Genomic DNA, 18,703 nt, shown 5'->3' on the forward strand with positions numbered 1-18,703 from the left:
CTCTGCATTCATTATACGACAGTAACGGAACGGTTCCCATGAAAACAAGGCACTTACAAATATTCAGTATCCACTAGATACTCCACCCGATAGCTGTCGTGGATTTGGTTATCAGCTGTCAAAACATCATTAGTCCCAAGGCCGTTCTCAACAATCATAACGGGCACATGGTACTTGTTGTAGATGTGATTTAGCGTATATCTCAGGCCTAGCGGGTCCATTTGCCATCCCCACGGGGTGAGCTTAAGTTTCGGATTTCTAAATGTGTCACCTAAGTTTCCATGAACAACTTCACCTAGATTCTTCGCACTCAGGCAGCCGGAGGAATAATAACTGAAGCTGTAAAAATCAACTTTCCCCCGCATAATCGTTTCTAAGTCACCTGGTTGAATCTCTAAGTGCACGTTGTGCTCCGAAAAATATCGGTCCGCAAAGTATGGATACCGGCCCAACACTTGCACATCAGCACAAAACTGATTATTCATTTGGTCCATTTGCTGAGTAGCGATGACGTCCTCTGGGTCACTGGAGCTTGGATACGTTGTTAGATGAGCAATCATACAACCAAACTTCATTCCCGGGTCAATCGCCTTGCCTAACTGCACAACCTTAGCACTTGCCACAAACTGATGATGCAAAGCCTGATAAGCCGTCTGAGCAAGTTTGCCATCTGGCACCTGCAAAATTCCCCCGCCATCAAGCAATCGATGCGCACTCAGTAATGTCATAATATTGATTTCGTTAAACGTGAGCCAGTATTTAACGCGATCGTGATAACGACGGAAAAGCGTCTCACAATATTTGGTGTAACAACCAATCATCTTTCGATTAGCCCAACCATTGTATTTTTGGGACAGAGCATAAGGGCAGTCATAGTGGGACAGGGTCACAATTGGCTCAATATTATAGCGCTCTAGCTCGTCGAGAACTCTGTCATAAAAACTCAAGCCAGCTTCATTGGGCGTACTCTCCTCCCCGGTTGGATAGATTCTAGTCCAAGTGAAGGATAGCCGTAACGCTTTGATACCCATTTCGGCTAATAGTGCAATGTCTTCCCGATAATGATCATAAAAGTCGATAGCTTCACGATTCGGAAAATACGCATCTGAGTCTTTGTCTAAAATCACTTCACGGTCGTGATCCTTTGTTGCAGCAGTGAGAAAATCAGAAATTGTGGCTCCCTTACCTGCAACATCCCAGGCCCCTTCAATCTGATTCGCCGCAAACGCGCCACCCCAGAGAAAGCCATCCTTCATCTTCATAGAGAATCACCTTGACCCTTAGCGTCATCAGCTGTCTCGCTAGCCTTTTCCTTCGCTAGAAGTTGATTGTCATAAATCTTGAAGAACGGGTAATAGATAATCAGCGACATCACAACAATCAGTAGCCCAACGACAACGTATTGCCAAGCGCCCCCGCCATAGACGAATTCATTGATGATCAGCGGTAGCCCACCTGACATGTGACTTGGCAGCGGCATAAAGCCGGTAATCCAGGCAAAGTGAGCAATTAGAACTGAGAGAATCGGGCAAATAATAAATGGAATCGCCAACGTCGGGTTTAACATAATCGGAATCCCATAAGTAAGAGGTTCGTTGATGTTGAAGATTGCGGGAACGATTCCGATCTTACCCATTGTCTTTAACTGCTTGGAACGGGCAAATAGTAGCCAGAACGCCAAACCAATGGTTGCACCCGCGCCACCATAGGAGTGGAAGATAAACGTCAACGCTGGCGTGTACTGTAGTGGCTTCCCAGCAGCAGCAAGCTGACCATTCAACAGAATTGCCTGAATCGACATCGGATAAACAGTGGCGGCGTACATCAAATTATCGCCATGTAGGCCAAGCAACCAAAGCAGTTGCGCAAAGATTGTCAGTAAGATAATCCCCCAGATCGAGCCAACAATATTCAGGGCGGGAGTGAGAACCTTGTCAATTACTTGAGGAATGGTCAACCCAAGCGTTGAACTTGCCAGAAGACTCAGTGCGTAAAAGATAATCATGTTTAGAACAACCGGAATGACCGCACTGAACGATTTGGAAACATACGGTGGTACAGACTCCGGCATCTTGATCACTAGATGATGCTTCTTACAAAAGACGGTTATTTCGACAGAAACCAACGCAATGATAATGGCCAGAAACATTCCTCGAGCACCGAGATAGGTAAAGCTGATCACATCGGAGATTGTCTGGCCCTTGAGCGCCTTCCCGGCAACAAAATCAGTAGTGAAGATCGCAGAGCTCTGCGGCGCTGCAACCATGAGAAACATAATCACTGAAGTCAGCGGTGATGTAAACGTATCTACATCAGCCCGTTGTGAAAATTGATAGGCAACAGAAAAGGCCACGACTACCGCGATGACACCCATTGTCATGTTATATGGGACGTTCAAAAGGTTCCGGAAACTCTCCGGTAAGAACGTCAGACTCTTAATAATGCTGACAACCGCACCAGCCATGGTGAAAGGCAAGGTGGCGACAACACCTGCCGCAATTGCGGCAATGTGAGGTTCACCAGCAATTTTTTGACTAATTGGATTTAAGACCTTAGTCAATCTATCAAATACGGCATTATTCATGTTTATCCTCCAATAAGTTGAACACTTAAATTTAGCAATACTTGTGAATTAAGTATGCAGGGGTACAACTCCAGACGTGGCAATAACTGCTAATAATTGAATTCCCATATGGTGAGTAGAACCAGTCGTCTGGATCGAAGGCTTCCCAGAACGTATCCGCCCCGAGTTCAACCATTTTCCCCCAGTAGCGTTTCATCTCAGCAATTGCTTCATCCCTTAGGCCTGCCTCAAACAGTGCCTGAACAATGAAATGATACATATATGGCGTTGCAATACCGCGTACTGGAAACAGCTGATTGATTGTTTGACGCATTAATTTCGCCGCGTCAATTCTAGGCAGAACTCCTGCTAGAACCGTCCACGCCTGTGTTGCAACGTTGACTTCCGACTTAGATCCTGAAGTGATCAGACCCGTCTTGGAGTCGCGTCGAGACACCAAGACATACTGGCTCAATATATCTACATAATTCCTGTAGCTCTCTGTACTTTGCTTGCACTCTTGCAAAAGACCAATAAATTGCTTGAGCGTATATATCAGTATCAGCTGTGCACAGCTACTCTTATCAAACTTGTCTGACCAGTCTATGAAGACCGGCCAGTTGTCGGGAAGATTCAGCTGACCCTGCTCGTCTACATACTGCAACGCAAGATCAATCTGCGTTTGCGCGGCTGGTAACAACCGATCTAAAGTTTCGTGATCTCTCGTGTGCTTGTAGTAGTCGCTTAGCGTGGAAACAAAAAACATACTATAGTCGAAAAGGAATGTATCGTCTGCCTCAGGCTCTTTGCCGGTAAAAATATTGGCGGGTATCCGGCCATCGGTAGCAGCCAACCCCGCGAACAAAAACAGGCAACGCCGAACTAAATCGGTCTGATTATATGTGGCATAATCCGCAAGCGCAGCCAGATGTAGATCGCCTAGCCAAAGGCGTCGATCTCGTTTCGGTCCATCTTCAAACACGGTCTGCATGCATTCATGCAATGTTCTGACACTCACAGAATATATCTGCTTTAGTTCTGTATCAGCGGTCGCAAGCTTTGGCAGCCGTGCATCGTCCGCTGAACTAACCGCTCTTACCGTCGGATTCTCGAATTGGGCTTGCCACTTAGGGGAAGAATCAATCACAGTTAACTCAACGTATCGAAAACTGTACCGGCGCGGCATGCTCAACGTCGCAGGTAATTCATCTAAATGAACATACTCCTCCTGAATCCAAGACCGACTCAACCAACCGTTGTAATCCTCAGGCTTCTGAGCCAACTCGTCAGCAACCTCTGCAAACCTGATATGCAGATATAATGGCGCATCCATCGGCGACCCAACCGCAGAGATATTGACGGAAAAATATCCCACATAGTGTTGCCCAAAGTCGAGAATGACGCTTTGGCTTCTTCCGTAGCTACTTGCAGCAAGGGCACTGATGTCTTGTATTTGAGTGGGTGTGGCGTGCTTCCCCTCCTTTTTCGCCCGGCCAATGGTGACAACATAATTTGCATGGACCGTTTGGCTGATTAATTTTGGCCGTGATTGATCTGCCTCTGAAAGCATGCCAGAGTCGTGAGTAAAGTCGACCTCGTGGTTAATTTGAAATGTGAATCCCAATCTCCTCTCTCCCAACTCGTTGATATTGCCAAATTCCACTTTTATAATGGAACCGGTAGCAACCAAAATTTTTGCGTTAAGCTAGGCGCCATCCACTTAACAATTAAATATTAGCAGGAAAACAAGCGCTTACAATTGTTTCATTACATACATTGTTGTCCAAAGTACAGGTCATCAAGGAGGCTTCTCATGCATTCCAAGGTTCTTGATCGGCTTTTATTTAAGGAAGATCCAGTAGAAAAACTGCAAAAAGAGACGGGCAAAAACGTCAACGATGTTCACATCGACTTTAATTCAGGTCAAACGCCGCAGATCCCTAGTCAGCGCTATTTCCAGAACAGTAACATTTTTATCAACAAGCATCATCGATACTCGTACATGCCGGCGCATACTCATGACTTTATCGAACTAAACTACATGTATTCTGGACATTGCCGCCAATATATTAATGACGAGCCCGTCGCACTCCATGCCGGTAACGTTATCCTCATGGACAAGGACATCGTTCAGAAAATCGATTATGTCGGCGAGAGCGACATCTTGATCAATATTCTAATCAAGGATGACTCAATTCTTGCCAATGTCCTTAACACACTTGCTCAATCGACCAGCCTGGTGACTCAATTTCTGGTCAACGCGTCGAAGGTCCATGCCATCCACAACAACTACATTCTGTTCGATGCGCAAAAAAACGAGGTGGCCCAGCACCTCATAGACAGCTTAATTATCAGAGGACTCGGCAATGATGGCAGCAACGCCCGCGAGGTCAATCTACTCCTGTCACTCCTACTCAACGAGCTATCTCACTCAATCGAGGCGGAAACGCACAACTTTGAGAGTGGGACTGACGATTTGCTCCAGATTCTGCAATATATCGATCAGCATTTTCAAACCGTCAGCCTGGCCGGCATCGGCCGCCACTTCGGCTATAACAGCAACTATATCGGCAATAAAATTAAGGCTGAAACCGGGTTCTCCTTTCAATCATTAGTTAATCGGAAAAGAGTGTCGCTTGCCAAGCAACTATTAGCGGAGACAGATTACCCAATCGCTCGGATCGCTTCGGAAGTCGGCTTCTCTAATGCAAGCTCTCTGTCAAAACTTTTCAGCAAGCAAATTGGCTATACCCCCGGTGTTTTTCGCCAGCGTCGCCATGTACTTGATGTCCCCAGAATTAGTAGAACATTGGAAAGCTAACGTATCATGCGCTAACACAGAAAGATTTTTTGGTGTCTACACTGTTGTGTATCGTCCATGTCGAACTGTCTCCTAGAATTCAAGAAAGCCCTTGCATTCTAAATTCACCAGCGCTAATATAACTCGTGAAGGATCATTACTCCTCGGGAGGTGTTACCTTCTAAAGAAAGTGCTGTGCCGTCAGCACACTTTAGAGGCGCACACTTTCCGGGCTTTTTTATTAGTCTTGAAGGAGGAATGCTCATGCTTAACATTTTTAAGAAAAAGGTGACCGACGCAACGTTGGTCGCACCGGTCACCGGCAATGCCGTAACACTCAGCGAGGTCCCGGATAAGGTGTTCGCTTCCGGTATGATGGGTAAAGGCCTCGCCTTTAACTTCACTGGCGATACCGTCTATGCCCCCGCCGATGGCAAAATTACCATGATGCCGACGACCAAGCACGCATTCGGAATCACGACCGCCAACGGTTCCGAGATTCTAGTTCACATCGGGATCGACACGGTCAATCTGAAAGGCAGCGGGTTCCGCGCACTGGCTAAGGCCGACGACAAGGTTCACGCAGGTGATCCAATTATCCAGCTCGACCGTGCGGCGATCGAAAAGGAAGGCTATAATTTAATCACTATGTTACTGGTCACGAACAGCGCGGACTTAGACGTCACAGTCAACGACGTTAAGGAGGTCAAGGCTGGGGAAACCGCAGTCGTTTCAACCAAGAAATCATAACTATTGGAGGGCATCTATGAAGGCAATCAAGAAAATCAACAACAATGTCGCGGTCTGTTTGGACAACGAGAATCATGAGCTCATCGCGATTGGCCGTGGCCTTGGTTTCCCGGAGATGCCATATGAGATTACAGACCTCTCTTCAATAAGACGGACTTTCTACAACGTCGATTCGATGTACGTGGGTCTTGCCAAGGAGATTCCTGAGGACATCATCGATGCCTCCGCTGAAGTCGTCGATATGATCCGAATGAACGTCAACGTGCCAATCAGTTCCAACCTAGTCTTTACCCTGGCCGACCACATCCACTTTGCCATTCAGCGCCGCAAAACCGGCATGGTGATTGCCGCCCCGATGCGGTACGACATCGAGAACCTCTACTCAGACGAGTACGAGTTAGGCGAAAAGGCCCTGGCTATCTTCAATAAACGGCTAAAAGCTCATCTACCCACCGAAGAGGCCAGTAACTTGGCGCTTCACATCATCAATGCCAAAAACATGTCGGAAGCGCCGCTCAAAAACGAGGAGAACAGTGATCTGATATCCGAAATTACCGACATCATCGCGGGGTTCTTCTCACTCTACATCGACAAGCACGACTTCAATTATTCAAGGTTTGTCACCCATATGCAGTACTTGCTTAAACGAGAAACGCAAGGCAAATCACTCAACACAGATAACCAGCAAATGTACGCAGATGCGCGTAAGAATTATCCGAAGGTCGCCGAATGCGTGGACCAAATTGCCGAGTATCTCCAGCAGCAGCGCGGCTTCACCCTTGAGGATGAAGAGAAATTATACTTAATGATGCATGTTAATCGACTTTGTGCAAAAGAAGGCTTGTAACCTACGCGGGCATTACCCTTCAACAGCAAGGCGCAGACACGACCAGTCTACGTCCGCTTGTTGAAGGGTTTTTCATTGGAAAAAATAGGAGGAAATAACCATGGCAAAGAAACAGAAATACGAAGATATTGCCCAAAATATCGTTGGGCTATTGGGTGGTAAGGACAACATCGTCTTCTTCACCCACTGCGTCACCCGGCTGCGCTTTAACGTGAAAGACAAGACCCTGGTCAATCAGGACGCCATCGAAAACCTTGATAAAGTGATCGGTGCCCAGTGGTCCGGGGAACAGTTTCAAGCCATTGTTGGCCAAGATGTCGGCACTGCCTACAACGAGGTCTTAGCAGATAACGACCTCAAAGGCGACGGTGAAGTCCCTGCTGATGATGACGATGCGCCAAAGAAGAAGTTCTCATTCAACAATGTGCTCGACGCGATCGCCGGCAGCATTATCCCACTGATCCCCGTTTCGATTGGTGGTGGGATGGTCAAGGTTCTCCTGCTGGTTCTGACCATGGCGGGGGTCCTCACGACGAAGAGTCCCTCATATACTGTCCTAAACTTTATCGGTGATGCAACATTCTACTTCATGCCTGTCTTTGTTGGTGCGACCGCGGCGAAGAAGTTCGGTGCTAACCAAGGATTGGGCATGTTCCTCGGCGCAATGCTTATTCATCCCAATTTTGTAAGCGCCGTCACTGCGGGCAAAGCCCTGTCACTGATGGGCATCCCAATTTACAGCGCAACATACGGCAACATGATCTTCCCAAGTATTCTAGCCGTGTTCGTGATGTCTTACGTTGAGCGTTTCTTCACGCGCTGGACCCCTGATTCACTGAAGTCGCTGATTGTACCGTTCTTCACCATTTTGGTGATGGCACCCATCACTTTGTGGGTACTGGCTCCAGCTGGCGCGTTCTTGGGCACTTACCTGACCAAGGCGGTTCTCGGGATCTACAACACCATTGGGTTTGTCGGCGTTGGTCTACTAGCATCACTAATGCCTTGGCTAGTCATGACCGGCATGCATACTGCTTTGGGCCCTTATGCACTCCAGACTTTCGCGACAGTCGGTTATGAACCAATTGTGTTCATTTCCAGCTTCATAAATAACCTTGACCAGGGCGCTGCATCTCTGGCAGTGGGCGTCAAGACGCGCCACAATGAGAAGCTTCGTTCAACCGCATTTTCTTGCGCGGTCACTGCGATTCTTGCTGGTGTTACTGAGCCCGCTATGTTCGGGATCAATTTGAAACTGAAGAAGCCTATGTACGGCGCAATGGTTGGTAGCTTCTTCGGTGGTGCGTTTGCAGGATTGATGGGAGTTAAGGCCTATGCTATGGCTGGTAGTGCGGGTTTGCTTGGCACCCCCATATTCATTGGTCAAACCATCATGAGCTTCGTTTGGGCTTTGGTCGGCATGACCATTGGCATGGTTATTACCTTTATCGCAACAATGATTCTTTACAATGAGCCAGCCAGTGATAAGGAAACGACCACTTCAACTGATAAGACAAAAGACAATGCTTCAGCTGTACACGTTAAACAAGCTTAATTCGTCGTCTAGAAAAGGAGCACACACACATGGCAGAATTTCCAAAAGGTTTCTTCTGGGGCGGTGCCACTGCCGCTAATCAATTTGAAGGTGGTTGGAACGAGGATGGGAAGGGTCCCGCGACTGAAGACTATCTCACCACAGGGACCAAGACCGAAGATCGTAAATTCGTGAAGCCAATCGATGACAAGTACATCTATCCGTCACACAAAGGGTCTGACTTCTACCACCACTACAAGGAGGACATCAAGCTCTTGGCAGGCGCAGGCCTGAAGATGTTTCGAATGTCGATCGCTTGGTCGCGCATTTTCCCAATGGGCGATGAGAACCAACCAAACCCTGAAGGAATCGCCTTTTATCGCAATGTTTTTACTGAGCTTCAGAAATACGGCATCGAGCCTCTTGTGACCCTATCGCATTACGAGATGCCTTACGGACTGGCGGAAAAATACGATGGCTGGTACAACCGCAAGGTCATCGACTTCTATGTGCACTACGTTAATACCGTGATGTCTGAATATAAGGGTCTGGTTCACTACTGGTTAACGTTCAACGAGATCAACGCGATGACGATGCCAGGTGGTGGGTACTTCGACGGTGGCATTCTGTCAATTGCCGGCGGCCATGGGATGCTCCCAGATTTTGAGGAAACCGCAAAAGATAAGAGTAAGCGTTACACCGCGCTGCACAACCAGTTTCTTGCCAGTGCCCGTGTCGTGAATCTCGGACACGCCATCGATCCGGAAAACAAGATTGGCTGCATGATTGCCGGACTAACTTCTTATCCCCTCACGCCAAAGCCTGAGGACATGTTGGCTTGGCAACAACAGCTGCAAACCGGCCTGTTCTTCTGTCCTGATGTACAAGCCAACGGTGCTTATCCGTACTACATGAAACGGTTCTTTCGCGACAATGGAATCGCAATTGAAACGCAACCGAGCGATGATCAGATTCTGAAGAATGGCACCGTCGATTTCGTAACCTTCAGCTACTACGCCACCGGATGTGTCACTACTGACAAGAGCAAAGGGCATGACGGTGCCGCTGGAGCGTTTGGGGCCCCGAACCCCTACCTGAAGGAAAGTCAGTGGGGCTGGCCGATCGATCCAATGGGCCTGCGTTTCTTCCTTAATGAGTTTTACCGGCGCTATCAAAAGCCTCTCATGGTCACCGAAAATGGGCTAGGTGCCGAAGACACGTTGACGCCTGACGGTAAAATCCACGACCCTTACCGCATCAACTACATGAAGCAACACGTTGAGGCCATGGCGGATGCAATCACCGACGGGGTGGATCTGATTGGCTACATGCCATGGGGCATCATCGACCTCACCGCTGCAAGCACCGGGCAGATGAGTAAACGTTACGGCATCATTTATGTCGACGCTGATGACAACGCCCAAGGGACCTACGACCGGTATAAGAAAGACTCTTACTTCTGGTACCAGAAGTGCACCAAGTCAAACGGCACAGATTTAACCATTCAGGAGGCAAAATAAATGGCATTCAACAAAGATTTTCTATGGGGCGGCGCGACCGCAGCGAACCAGGTCGAAGGCGGCTTTGATGCTGATGGTAAAGGCCTAAGCACTTCGGATGTGATGACTGCAGGCTCAAACAAACAGCCTCGCCACATCACTTGGATCAATCGAGAAACGGGTGAAACTGGCTATTCTGAATTGGGCTTTGGGGGTAAGCGAGTTGCTCCCGAAGGCGCCGAGCCGGCGATTCTGCCAGGTGAATTTTACCCCAGCCACGTGGCTTCCGATTTCTACCACCACTACAAGGAAGACATTGCCTTGATGGCGGAAATGGGCTTCAAAACCTTCCGTATGAGTATCAACTGGTCCCGCATCTTTCCGAACGGCGATGACGAAACCCCAAATGAAGCTGGGCTGGAATTTTACGACCACGTTTTTGACGAACTCAACGCCCATCACATCGAGCCCCTCGTCACGTTGTCCCACTATGAGACGCCGCTGCACCTTGCCATCAAGTACAACGGCTGGGCAAGCCGTGATCTGATCGACTTCTACGTGAAGTATGCCACCACTGTGTTCAAGCGCTACACCGGTAAAGTTCGCTACTGGCTGACCTTTAACGAAATCAACTGCATGGACATGATGCCGTTTGTTGCCGGTGGGCTGATTGACGGCAGTGCGCAAAACCGGGCCCAAGGGGCACACAACCAGTTCGTTGCTTCTGCCCTCGCCGTTAAGGCAGGACACGAAATCGATTCCAATTACCGCATTGGCCAGATGCTGGCCTACAGTCAGTTTTACCCGCTAACCGCAGATCCAGCGGATCAGCTGAAAGCCCTCAAGGCGATGGACGACAACCTTTTCTATTCAGATGTGCAAACTGGTGGTCACTACCCCGCTTCGCGCCTGGCCAGTTACCAGCGGCAAGGTATTAAGTTGGATGACCGGCCTGAAGACTATGACCTACTGGCTAAATACCCGGCGGACTTCCTTAGCTTTTCTTGCTATACCTCGAATGTCTTGACCACTCACGAAGACGAAGCGGAGGCTGGCGGTAACCTGATGCAAGGTGTGAAGAACCCATACCTGACAACTTCCGACTGGGGCTGGGCAAATGATCCTGACGTGCTGAGAATGGCGCTGAACACCTTGTATGACCGTTACCGCAAGCCGCTGTGGATCGTTGAAAACGGCCTCGGCGCGCTCGACAAGGTCGAAGCTGACGGTAAGATCCACGATGACTACCGCATCGATTATCTGCAGCAAAACATAAAGTCAATGCGCGATGCGGTAACGCTAGATGGCATTGATCTGATGGGCTACACCAGCTGGGGCTGCATCGATCTAGTCTCTGCCGGAACAGGCGAGATGCGGAAGCGGTATGGCTATATCTATGTTGACCAGAACGATGAGGGAACCGGTTCGCTGAAGCGACTACGGAAGGACTTTTTCTACTGGTACAAGAAAGTCATTGCGTCTAACGGTGAAGATCTCAGCAAGTAATGACATCACGATTAACTCGATCCGTCAATGAAATACTAGTAAGGCCCAACGGCGATAATATCGCTGCTGGGCCTTTTCGGTTGCCATCAGCAATCTATCCACCTGAAATACTTGACGACATTTTAAGCATAATTAAGCAGTTTTAAGCATTCCCGCGTCACTCGTGCTATACTTAAGTCATTAAGTCATAGAAAGTAGGGATCTGAATGTCCGAAGTCGATTACTCTTCCAAAGAATATTTTGACAAGCTCACCGCGTACTGGCGGGCCGCAAACTATGTCTCCGTGGGCCAACTGTACCTGCGCGACAACCCGCTGCTGAAGCGGCCGCTGGCGTCCAGCGACGTGAAAGTGAACCCGCTGGGCCACTGGGGCACCATCGCCAGTCAGAACTTCATTTACGCGCACCTCAACCGCCTGATCAACAAGTACGACCTGAACATGTTTTACATTGAAGGCCCAGGTCACGGTGGTCAGGTCATGATTTCGAACGCCTACCTCGACGGCACCTACACCGAGACCTACCCGAACATCACCCAAGACGAAAAAGGCATGAGGATTCTCTTCAAGCGCTTCTCGTTCCCTGGTGGTGCCGCCAGTCACGCCAACGCGCAGATCCCCGGTTCCATTCACGAAGGCGGCGAACTCGGCTACGCGCTGAGCCACGCCACCGGCGCGATTCTCGATAACCCGGACGTGATTGCGGCCACCGTCATCGGCGACGGCGAAAGTGAAACCGGCCCGCTTGCAGCCAGCTGGTTCTCCAACACGTTCATCAACCCAATTACCGATGGCGCGGTTTTGCCGATCATCAACATGAACGGATTCAAGATCTCCAACCCGACCATCCTGTCCCGCAAGACGGACGAAGAGCTGACCGAATACTACGGCGGCATGGGCTGGAAGCCTTACTTCGTCGAAGGCGACGACCCGGACAAGCTGAACCCCGAGATGGCGCAGGTCTTTGACACCGCCATTGAGGAAATCAAGGCCATCCAAAAGCACGCCCGTGAGACCGGCGACACCACGATGCCGCACTGGCCGGTGGTCATCGTCCGCACGCCAAAAGGCTGGACCGGCCCGAAGAGCTGGGATGGCGATAAAATCGAAGGCTCGTTCCGTGCCCACCAGATCCCGATCCCGGTATCCCGCGACCACATGGAACACGCTGACGCCCTGACCGCCTGGCTCAAGTCCTACAAGCCTGAGGAACTGTTTGACGACAACGGTGTCTTGAAGCCGGAACTCAAGGCGATGGCTCCGACCGGCACCAAGCGCATGGCGGACAACCCAATCACCAACATGGGCAACCACACCAAGCCGCTGGTCCTGCCTGACTTCCACCAGTACGCCCTCGACAACACCGAGCGCGGCAAAAATGTGCGCCAGGATATGCTGATCTGGTCTGATTACCTGCGCGACCTCATCAAGCTGAACCCGGATAACTTCCGCGTCTTCGGCCCTGACGAAACCATGTCGAACCGTCTGTACGGCTTGTTCGACACGACCAACCGTCAGTGGTTAGAACGCATTTCCGATAACGGCTCCGACGAGGACATGAACGCGTCCGGCCGGATCATCGACTCCCAGCTGTCTGAGCACCAGGCGGAAGGCTTCCTTGAAGGCTACACGCTCACCGGTCGCCACGGCGTGTTCACGTCCTACGAGGCGTTTCTGCGCGTCGTGGACTCCATGCTGACCCAGTACTTCAAGTGGATCCGCGAAGCCGCCGACGAGCCGTGGCACCGCCCGTATCCGTCACTGAACGTCGTCTCCACTTCGACCTCGTTCCAGCAGGACCACAACGGCTACACGCACCAAGACCCAGGCATTTTGACTCACCTGGCCGAAAAGAAAGGCGAATTCATTCGCGAGTACTTGCCGGCCGACGCCAACTCCCTGCTGGCCATCTCCCCAAAGGTCTTTAGCAGCGAAAACACCATCAACCTGCTGATCACTTCCAAGCAGCCGCGGCCGCAGTTCTACTCCATCGAAGAAGCGACGGTCCTGGCCAATAATGGCCTGAAGCGCATCGACTGGGCGTCTAACGACGATGGCGTAGAACCGGATGTCGTGCTCGCCGCAGCCGGTACCGAGCCGAACCTGGAAAGCCTCGCTGCCATCACCCTGCTGCACGATCAGTTCCCTGACCTCAAGATCCGCTTCGTCAACGTACTGGATCTTCTGAAGCTGAAGAAGGACGATCCACGCGGCCTGAGCGACGAAGAATTCGACTCGTACTTCACCAAGGACAAGCCAGTCTTCTTCCAGTTCCACGGCTTTGAAGATCTGATTAAGGACATCTTCTTCGATCGCCACAATCACAATCTGTTCGTTCACGGCTACCGCGAGGAAGGTGCCATCACGACGCCGTTCGACATGCGGGTCCTGAACCAGCTCGACCGCTTCCACCTGGCCAAGGACGTCGTTGAACACGTCCCAGGTTACGCGGCAAAAGGCGCGGCGTTCGTTCAGAAGATGGATGACACCCTGCAGTACCACTACGATTACATCCGCGATACCGGTGAAGACCTCCCAGAAGTCCAAAACTGGGTATGGAAACCGATCAAGTAAGGCATTCAACATCAGTTTGAGAAACGTGTAGTCCCCAGTCGGACTGCACGTTTTTTCTTTTGCCTACCCAGGTCATTATGTTTCACGTGGAACGCGACGGTACCCGCTGCAGTCCTGTATAATAAACGATGGATGCGGTTTCACCGTATCATGCTGAATGAAAGAAGGAATCATATATGAGTTTTCCCAAAAACTTTCTCTGGGGCGGTGCCACAGCTGCTAACCAACTTGAAGGGGCATACGACATCGACGGGCGCGGGCCGTCAATCGACGACATCGCACCAGGCGGCAAGGACCGCATGAAAATCATCAAGAGTCCCGATTTTGACTGGCAGCCCAACCCCAAGTACACGTACCCGAACCACGAAGGCATCGACTTTTACCACCACTACAAAGAAGACATCGCGCTGTTCGCAGAGATGGGCTTCAAGGCCTACCGCTTCTCCATCAGCTGGAGCCGGATTTTTCCGCAAGGCGATGAGGAGCAGCCCAACGAAAAGGGCCTGACCTTCTACCAAAATGTCATCGACGAGTGCCTGAAGTACGGCATTGAGCCAGTCATCACCATTTCCCACTACGAACTGCCCCTGTATCTCGCCGAGCACTACGGCGGCTGGAAGAACAAACAGCTAATCGGCTTTTTCAAGCACTATGCCGACACCGTGATTGACCGCTTCGGCGACCAGGTCAAATACTGGCTGACGTTCAACGAAATCAACTCGGCGGCCAGCTTTCCCTTCTCCAGCCAAGGCATGATCGCCAAGACCGGGGCTGACGACAAGCGCAATGTCTATCAGGCTTGGCACAACCAGTTCGTCGGCTCAGCTTACGCGGTCAAGGCGGCGCACGAGAAGAACCCTGACAGCCAGGTCGGCAACATGATCGTCTACGCCACCAATTACGCGTACGACGCCAACCCGGTCAACCAGCTGGCCGCGCTGAAGTTCGACCAAGGCTTCAACTACTACACCACCGATGTGCAAGTCCGCGGCGAATACCCGGCCTACAGTGAGTCGCTGTATAAACAGTACGGCTTCACCGGCGCCGACCTCGACCGCACGCCGGAGGAGCTCGCCCTGCTCAAAAAGTACCACGTCGACTTCCTGTCTTTCTCCTACTACATGTCTAGCGTCACTGAAGTCACCGGCAAAGTGAACGAAAAAACCGCTGGCAACATCCTGGGCGGCCTCAAAAACCCGTTCTTGAAGGAAAGCGAATGGGGCTGGCAGATCGATCCAGTCGGCCTGCGCGTTGGACTAAACCGGCTCTACGACCGTTACCAGGTCCCGCTGTTCATCGTCGAAAACGGCCTCGGTGCTGCCGACACGGTGGAACCCGATGGCAAGATCAACGACGATTACCGCATCGATTACCTGAAGTCACACATCGAAGCAATCCAGGGCGCAATCGACGACGGTGTCCCCGTCATGGGCTACACCCCATGGGGCTGCATCGACCTGGTTTCCCTTTCAACTGGCGAAATGAGCAAGCGCTACGGCTTTATCTACGTTGACATGGATGACCAGGGCCACGGCACCCTCGCCCGCTCCAAGAAGAAATCTTTCTACTGGTACAAGCAGGTAATTGCATCAAACGGTGTTGACTTGAGCACTGATCACCTTGACTACTAAAACGCGTTTTTTCAATTGATAAAGCGCGTGGTTTAGCGATTTCACTAGGAAAAAGAATGTGTGAGTCATGAAAAACAGGCAGTTAACGACAACTTTTCAACCCATGTCATCAACTAACAACAAGCGTGCCACAGCAAATGGTCGTCTGCCCACGAAGCAACGCATTTTGAATGAGCTAAAGTTGATGATTCTGGAAATGGATTACAACAAAATCACCGTGAAAGCACTGACTGGGCGTCTCGGCATTAACCGCAAAACGTTTTACCTGTACTACCCCACGCTGCACGATCTGTTCCTAACCTTGCAAGATGAGATCTTTCACCAGATGCTGAAAGGGACAAAGCAGCACCTGATGCGGCGCAACTCGGTAGATGAGTATTTCCTGACCCAGGAATTCACGGCTATCATTGCCTCTGATCCCCCACTGCAAAAAAAGCTGATCTGTGATCCAAGTTACGCCTGGATTTATGAAGGCGTGCGCCGCCGCTACGTGATTGCCATCAAGGACGACATCAAGCGGCTAAACGGTGGTCAGGATCTGTGCGCCGAAATCACTGCCAATTTTATCATCAACAGTATTTTCTATACTTATCGCACCTGGCTCAGTTCAGAATCCGCGATTACGCAGGAAGAACTCGCGACGATCATCTCAGACCTCATCCACAAAGGCGTGGACAGCACGCTCCAAACTACGACAACTGCACACGCCTGACCTGTGTCGTCCCACTAGGTGCCAAAAAGACCCTTTCCAAAAATGGGAAGGGTCTTTAGTTTGGCCAACCCCCAGTAATCAGCGCACTGGAACGATGGTTGGCAGATCAAGCGCGTAGACCACACCAGCTTTGGCGCTAACCACTTGTGGAATCGCGTTAATCGACGGGGCTGTGCTGGTCACAAAGGATTCATCCAGCGGCATCAAGCCATCGATCCGCGCATCCAGGGTGCTCGGCAGCCCTTCAATATGGATCAAGTTGGTGATGTCCGGCTCAGGGTTTTTATCGTCACAAATCTTATGAACGTAACGCAGCGTCACTTTTTTCTGACCATTGATGATGCCACTCATCTCGAAGCGGTGACCACTAATGGTTCCTTTCTTAGCGATCCCATTCACAAATTTAAGGTCCTCAGGGGCCGTAAATAACTCGTGGGTACTGTCGACCCGATCGAATTTAAGCCCGAGCCGATCACCAATCTCATACACCGCGCCAACATAATACCGAGTGATAATATCTTTCAGCATATCTGACGGGAAGGTGGTAGGATCACCGCCGTAATTAAAGACCTTGACCCAGGCCGCCGTGTTTTCCTGATCGTCTTCGCCGCTTTGGACCAAAATGTTATCGACCCGGCCCATGAGCCCAGCCAAGACCGTTGGCAGATATGACGCATAGGCGCCTGGCAGCAGTCCCGTAGGCAAAAATGAGACGTGATGGTCTTTGGCACATTGATCAAGCCGCGCGTAATTTTTGGGGTCAAGGATCTGCATATAATACAGCGGGATCGTGGTGATCACATTCTTGCCGGCGGTCAGTGGGATCATCATGTCATCAATACTGGGATCGTACACATTCCCCTCGCCGCGCCGTAGCGGGACGTAGGCGAGTACCACATCAGCATCCAGTTTGACCGCGCCGTTAATATCATCAGTGACTTGCACGCCCGTCTTGGGAAAGCCAAACACCTCACCGGCATCTTGCCCAACCTTGGCCGGATCAGAATCAACCGCGGCAACAAGTTGCAGGCTTTCTTTGCTTTGAATCATCCTAATCGCAGCCCGACCAACATTCCCCAAGCCCCAAACAATCACTTTGAATTTAGCCATGTTTAAGTCCCTCCAAATTTTTGCTTTCCCGGAACGTCTGTTATAAAAGATTATATTGTGATAATAAATATGACGATCGGTTGGCTCCTTTCCAAAAAGACTGCGCTTTCTAATTATTATCTACCACCTCTAGTCTATGCACCCGACTATTGAAAAACAATTACCACAACTCCGAATATGGTAAGTCGCTGACCAGGTCCTTTAGACAAAATACCTGAAGCTGATTGGTTTGGTTAACCGACCAAAAAGCGCGTTTTTTCAAACGTTAAGAGCCGGTGTATCAACGTTTCTTTTTTTGCGTGTTTTTAGGGTGCCGTGCCAAATTGCGTTTTTTCCTTGATTGTAGGCTGTTATATCAGGGTTTACGTGATTTTTGAGCGAACTTCTGGCAGCCTTGGTTAAGTCATTGATCTCACACAAAAACACCCACTTTCGGATTTACCAAAAGTGAGTGCTTTTCGTTAGCCTTGCTTCGCCCATGCTTCGGCGTCTGCGTAAACCTTGGCGACCTTGTCTTTTTGGTCAACGCCCAGCAGATCCTGGCTAATTGTGCCGCCGTCCTGAGTGCGCGTGTACGCCATCCAGCGGTACGGCAGGCGTAAGTCTTTGACATCGGCCGGATCGATCTTCAGGTCAGTGCCTGGAATCGCCGGAGTCAGCTTGTCGGCCTCGTAAATCGACAGCATATCGGCGATGCGCCACTCGCCATCGCGTTTTTCTACGCGGTAGATCAGGCGCATGAACTCTTCGAGGACAACCTCAACGCCGTGCAGCTGCTCCCAGTAGTCGGAGAGGTTCGGCATTTCGACGTAGGCGCGTGTGGCGCTCAGCTGGTGGACCACCGGCGTCGACACGCGGGTGATGATCGTGCTGTTCATCTCGGCTGTACCCTTGCCGATAAATGAGCTGATGGGCCCGCTTTGCCAGCTGGTGTGCACGGTAGCGTCCGGCCAGTAAACGCTGGTCAGCGCGTCGTTAGCCCCGCGAACCCGGTACTGGCGCTCTGCGGCAACAACTTGTTCGATTGCGGTAATGTCATCCATATTGATCATGCCTTTCTATTTAGGTGTAATTGAAACTTAACTGGAGACCAGCTTAACACCCTGGCAATAAAATACAAGAAGAAAATAAATAACTGCCCGGCGCCGAGAACAGCTCGGCACAAGGCAGTTATTTTA

Annotated in this window: 14 protein-coding genes; 9 read left to right on the forward strand and 5 right to left on the reverse strand. The window is 50.5% G+C overall.

Annotated elements, in window-relative coordinates:
• Positions 1-53: 53 nt before the first annotated feature.
• Genes JUF21_RS06840 through JUF21_RS06850 form a run of 3 tightly spaced genes read right to left on the reverse strand, consistent with a single transcriptional unit; the run spans position 54 to position 4,187 of the window.
• The gene (locus tag JUF21_RS06840) at positions 54-1,262 is read right to left on the reverse strand and encodes a glycoside hydrolase family 1 protein (RefSeq protein WP_203663650.1); all 1,209 of its coding nucleotides are present in this window, start codon (positions 1,260-1,262) and stop codon (positions 54-56) included.
• Positions 1,259-2,584 (reverse strand): PTS sugar transporter subunit IIC, encoded by a 1,326-nt coding sequence (locus tag JUF21_RS06845; protein WP_203663652.1) that lies wholly within the window; start codon positions 2,582-2,584, stop codon positions 1,259-1,261. Before JUF21_RS06845 ends, JUF21_RS06840 begins: the two co-directional genes overlap by 4 nt.
• Positions 2,585-2,615: 31 nt before the next feature.
• The gene (locus tag JUF21_RS06850) at positions 2,616-4,187 is read right to left on the reverse strand and encodes an alpha-rhamnosidase (RefSeq protein ID WP_203663654.1); all 1,572 of its coding nucleotides are present in this window, start codon (positions 4,185-4,187) and stop codon (positions 2,616-2,618) included.
• A gap of 189 nt (positions 4,188-4,376) precedes the next feature.
• On the opposite strand from JUF21_RS06850, the gene JUF21_RS06855 reads away from it, so the two are divergent.
• The 9 genes from JUF21_RS06855 (at position 4,377) to JUF21_RS06895 (ending at position 16,415) form a co-directional block, all read left to right on the forward strand.
• On the forward strand, positions 4,377-5,384 hold the full coding sequence (locus JUF21_RS06855; RefSeq protein WP_203663656.1) for an AraC family transcriptional regulator: 1,008 nt from the start codon (positions 4,377-4,379) through the stop codon (positions 5,382-5,384).
• Between the two features lie 243 nt (positions 5,385-5,627).
• The gene (locus JUF21_RS06860; protein ID WP_203663658.1) at positions 5,628-6,113 is read left to right on the forward strand and encodes a PTS glucose transporter subunit IIA; all 486 of its coding nucleotides are present in this window, start codon (positions 5,628-5,630) and stop codon (positions 6,111-6,113) included.
• A 16-nt stretch (positions 6,114-6,129) separates the two neighbouring features.
• The gene (locus JUF21_RS06865; RefSeq protein WP_203663665.1) at positions 6,130-6,960 is read left to right on the forward strand and encodes a PRD domain-containing protein; all 831 of its coding nucleotides are present in this window, start codon (positions 6,130-6,132) and stop codon (positions 6,958-6,960) included.
• 100 nt (positions 6,961-7,060) lie between these two features.
• A complete protein-coding gene (locus JUF21_RS06870) occupies positions 7,061-8,515 on the forward strand; it encodes a PTS transporter subunit EIIC (RefSeq protein WP_203624196.1) in 1,455 nt (484 codons plus the stop codon).
• A 29-nt stretch (positions 8,516-8,544) separates the two neighbouring features.
• Entirely contained in the window at positions 8,545-10,014 is a 1,470-nt protein-coding gene (locus tag JUF21_RS06875) for a glycoside hydrolase family 1 protein (RefSeq protein ID WP_203663667.1), read from the forward strand.
• Positions 10,015-11,499, forward strand: coding sequence for a glycoside hydrolase family 1 protein (locus JUF21_RS06880; RefSeq protein ID WP_203663669.1), 1,485 nt, complete (start codon positions 10,015-10,017; stop codon positions 11,497-11,499).
• Positions 11,500-11,705: 206 nt separating this feature from the next.
• Entirely contained in the window at positions 11,706-14,072 is a 2,367-nt protein-coding gene (locus JUF21_RS06885) for a phosphoketolase (protein WP_203663671.1), read from the forward strand.
• 176 nt (positions 14,073-14,248) lie between these two features.
• Entirely contained in the window at positions 14,249-15,703 is a 1,455-nt protein-coding gene (locus JUF21_RS06890) for a glycoside hydrolase family 1 protein (RefSeq protein WP_203663673.1), read from the forward strand.
• Between the two features lie 184 nt (positions 15,704-15,887).
• Positions 15,888-16,415, forward strand: coding sequence for a TetR/AcrR family transcriptional regulator (locus JUF21_RS06895; protein WP_203624192.1), 528 nt, complete (start codon positions 15,888-15,890; stop codon positions 16,413-16,415).
• A 78-nt stretch (positions 16,416-16,493) separates the two neighbouring features.
• On the opposite strand, the gene JUF21_RS06900 is transcribed toward JUF21_RS06895, so the two are convergent.
• Positions 16,494-17,525 (reverse strand): hypothetical protein, encoded by a 1,032-nt coding sequence (locus JUF21_RS06900; protein ID WP_203624191.1) that lies wholly within the window; start codon positions 17,523-17,525, stop codon positions 16,494-16,496.
• A gap of 461 nt (positions 17,526-17,986) precedes the next feature.
• Positions 17,987-18,568, reverse strand: coding sequence for a hypothetical protein (locus JUF21_RS06905; protein ID WP_203663675.1), 582 nt, complete (start codon positions 18,566-18,568; stop codon positions 17,987-17,989).
• Between the last annotated feature and the right edge of the window lie 135 nt (positions 18,569-18,703).

It is taken from the genome of Lacticaseibacillus sp. 53-4, assembly GCF_016861805.1.
In the GTDB taxonomy this organism is placed as follows: Bacteria; Bacillota; Bacilli; order Lactobacillales; family Lactobacillaceae; genus Lacticaseibacillus.